Origin of the sequence: Rhodococcus sp. (in: high G+C Gram-positive bacteria), assembly GCF_049286785.1 — a bacterium.
Taxonomy (GTDB): Bacteria; Actinomycetota; Actinomycetes; order Mycobacteriales; family Mycobacteriaceae; genus Rhodococcus_F.
This window is the reverse complement of record NZ_JBAQEO010000487.1, coordinates 1-2,959: the sequence shown is the minus strand read 5'-3', so window position 1 is coordinate 2,959 and position 2,959 is coordinate 1. Positions and strand designations below refer to the sequence as shown.

At 65.0% G+C, this 2,959-nt stretch carries 4 protein-coding genes; all 4 read right to left on the bottom strand.

Annotated features, from left to right (window positions below; genetic code table 11):
- Nucleotides 1-388, bottom strand: a 388-nt coding sequence (locus tag WAW17_RS17435) for a translation initiation factor IF-2 N-terminal domain-containing protein (protein ID WP_422334190.1), incomplete at its 3' end; no start/stop codon positions are given.
- 223 nt (nt 389-611) lie between these two features.
- Nucleotides 612-914: a YlxR family protein gene (locus WAW17_RS17430; RefSeq protein ID WP_422334191.1), complete on the bottom strand. Its 303-nt coding sequence runs from the start codon at nt 912-914 to the stop codon at nt 612-614.
- Between the two features lie 44 nt (nt 915-958).
- Nucleotides 959-1,990, bottom strand: coding sequence for a transcription termination factor NusA (nusA, locus tag WAW17_RS17425; RefSeq protein WP_422334189.1), 1,032 nt, complete (start codon nt 1,988-1,990; stop codon nt 959-961).
- On the bottom strand, nt 1,987-2,562 hold the full coding sequence (rimP, locus tag WAW17_RS17420; RefSeq protein WP_422334188.1) for a ribosome maturation factor RimP: 576 nt from the start codon (nt 2,560-2,562) through the stop codon (nt 1,987-1,989). The genes nusA and rimP overlap by 4 nt, the downstream gene beginning before the upstream one ends.
- Nucleotides 2,563-2,959: the final 397 nt, after the last annotated feature.

Below are 2,959 nucleotides of genomic sequence, written 5' to 3'. Positions count from 1 at the left end.
GTGTGGGTGCTACCGGAGCAGGCACCTGCGCCTCACTGGTGGCCGCGGGTGCGACCTCGGCAGCCGGAGCTGCCGGTGCGGGACTCGCCGGTGCAGCCGGAACTGCCGGCCTGGGGCCGGGACGCGGTCCGCCTGGCTTGGCTGCGCCCGCCGGAACGCCCGTGCCGTTGGGTCCGCCGGGTTTGACAGCGGGACGCGCCGCGGAGTCACCCGCGGACTGGGATTTCGCTGACGGGAACGATTCCCGCAGACGACGAGCGACCGGTGCCTCCACTGTGGAGGACGCGGACTTCACGAACTCGCCCTGCTCTTTGAGCGTTGCGAGTAGTTCTTTACTTGTAACACCGAGTTCTTTTGCCAACTCGTGTACGCGGGCCTTGCCTGCCACTGCTCTCCTCACTGGTGAGGTCGGGCAGGAGGCTCCTCTGAGAGGGGTCCGCACGACCTCGGGTTATCTCCGATGGACGATCATCGCTGGTGCTTCACGGTGTGCTCATGAGTGCTTGTGCCTGTTCTGTTCGAGAGGTACTACTCTGCGCGTTTCGTTCACGGTGTTTCGTTCACATGTTTCGTACCACGTGGTCGAGTACTGCGCCGTGCTGCCCGCCGAGTCATCGACTGACCCATCCAACAACCTCGGACGTGTCCACATTCCCGGACACTCGCAGTGCTCTGCCGAATGCTCGACGTCGTTCCGCAAGATCCAAGCAAGCCTGGACGGGGTGCAACCACGCACCTCGTCCGGGAAGCCTTCGCCCCGGGTCCGGGGCGAGTACGTGACCTTCCGGCCCGCTCTCGCTTACCACGACCCTCAGCAGATCGACAGCCAGCGCGCGCTCTCTACATCCTACGCAAGTTCGCACCGGAGAACCGGCACGGACGGGCATGGGATCGGGAAGCTCACGCTGACCCATCGACCACTCTACCGCCGACTCGCCCCGATCTCCGCATTCCATGTTTATCCACTGGTCGTAGCGGCTCCGCCTGCCGACTCCGGGGTGGGTACCGCGTCACTGCGGATATCGATGCGCCAGCCGGTCAAGCGTGCGGCGAGACGGGCATTTTGCCCTTCCTTGCCGATCGCGAGGGACAGTTGGTAGTCGGGGACGACGACACGTGCAGCACGTGCCTCCGGGTCGACCACCGTGACGGAGACCACTTTCGACGGGGAGAGTGCGTTGCCGACGAATTTCGCCGGGTCTTCGTCGAAATCGATGATGTCGATCTTTTCCCCGGCCAATTCGCTCATCACGTTCCGCACCCGCTGCCCCATCGGGCCGATGCAAGCACCCTTCGCGTTGAGACCCGGAACCCGGGACTTCACGGCGATCTTGGAACGGTGACCGGCCTCGCGCGCCACGGCGATGATCTCGACCGAGCCGTCCGCGATCTCGGGCACCTCGAGAGCGAACAATTTGCGGACGAGGTTCGGGTGGGTGCGCGACAGCGTGATCTGCGGTCCGCGCTGACCACGGGCGACGCCGACGACATAGCACTTGATGCGTTCACCGTGCTCGTAGTTCTCGCCGGGCACTTGTTCCGCGGGCGGGATCAACCCCTCGGCTCCGGTGGCCTCGCTGCCGATGTGGACCACGACCATGCCGCGTGCGTTCGCGCGGGTGTCACGCTGGATGACGCCGCCGACGATCTCGCCCTCGTGGGTGGAGAACTCTCCGAAGCTCCGTTCGTGCTCCGCATCACGCAGACGCTGGAGGATGACCTGACGCGCGGTGGTCGCGGCGATCCGGCCGAAGCCCTCGGGGGTGTCGTCCCACTCCGCGCCGATCATGTTGCCGTCGGAGTCGACGTCGTGCGCCATCACTCGGACAGTACCGCTCTTGGTGTCGACATCGATCCGCGCGTGCGGCTGATGCCCTTCCGTGTGCCGGTAGGCGGTGAGCAACGCCGTCTGGATGGTCGAGATGACCGTCTCGATGGAGACGCCCTTGTCCGCCTCTATCGCACGCAATGCCGCAATGTCGATATTCACTTGTCCAGCCCCTCTACTTCTACTTCTTCATCATCTTCCGGCGCCGCATCGGCCGGCGAGACACGCCCTTCGGGGATTCCCCCGGCGAGCTCCAACTCCTGCGGGTTCGGCTTCGAAAATTCTACCTGCACAACAGCTTTCGCAACATCAGAGAGGGCGATCGTGCGGATCTCCGGTCCGGATCGCGACGCGATCACCACTGCGACGGAATCACCGTCCAGTTCTCCGATCCGTCCGACGACGGTCTCGTTCTCGAGATCGATGCGCGCCTTGCGGCCACGTGCCCGCCGCCAGTGCCGCTCGTGGGTGAGGGGGCGATCGATGCCCGGTGAGGTGACTTCGAGGACGTAGGGCGATTCTCCGAATTCGGACGCGGCATCGAAGGCCTCGGAAATCTCGTGACTCAACCGGGCCACCGCGTCCAGCTCGAGACCGGCGTCGCTGTCCACCATGACCCGCACCGCACTGTGCTTTCCCGCCGAGGTGATGACAACGTCTTCCAAGTCGTAGCCTTGGCGTTGCAGAAGATCGGAGACGAGCTCCGTCACCCTCTCCTTGGATGGAACCGGCATCGGGAATGCTCCTCGTTTCAGTTGTCGTCGGCGTTTCAGTTGTGGTCGGTCTTGCTTCGTTCGCGGGCGTGGGGCACGCACGTCCCAGGTCGGTCGTCACATGCCTAGGAACCCGTCGTGACGGGTTCGAGTACCCAAGGGTAGCCCTGTTTACGGGCTCGTGTGACCAGGCCGCCGCCGATTCCCGGGTTTGCTGCACCACCTGGCACCATGGACCGGTGCTCACGCCCACCGTCTTCCGAGCCCCGATGTCGGGTCCGGCCGTGTCCCGGCGCACGGCGTTCAGGCTCGCTGCCGCCTCCGTCCTCGGTGCTGCAGCCGTTCCTGTGCTCGCGGGATGCGCCGAGCCCGACGAGCCCGATGCCGAGATCGATTCGCTGCTGACCCAGTCACGGCT

What these genes read in the sequence shown, in the direction of transcription:
- WAW17_RS17430 (WP_422334191.1), bottom strand. Translation starts at nt 914, where the DNA reads ATGGGTCAGCGTGAGCTTCCCGATCCCATGCCCGTCCGTGCCGGTTCT.
- rimP (WP_422334188.1), bottom strand. Translation starts at nt 2,562, where the DNA reads ATGCCGGTTCCATCCAAGGAGAGGGTGACGGAGCTCGTCTCCGATCTT.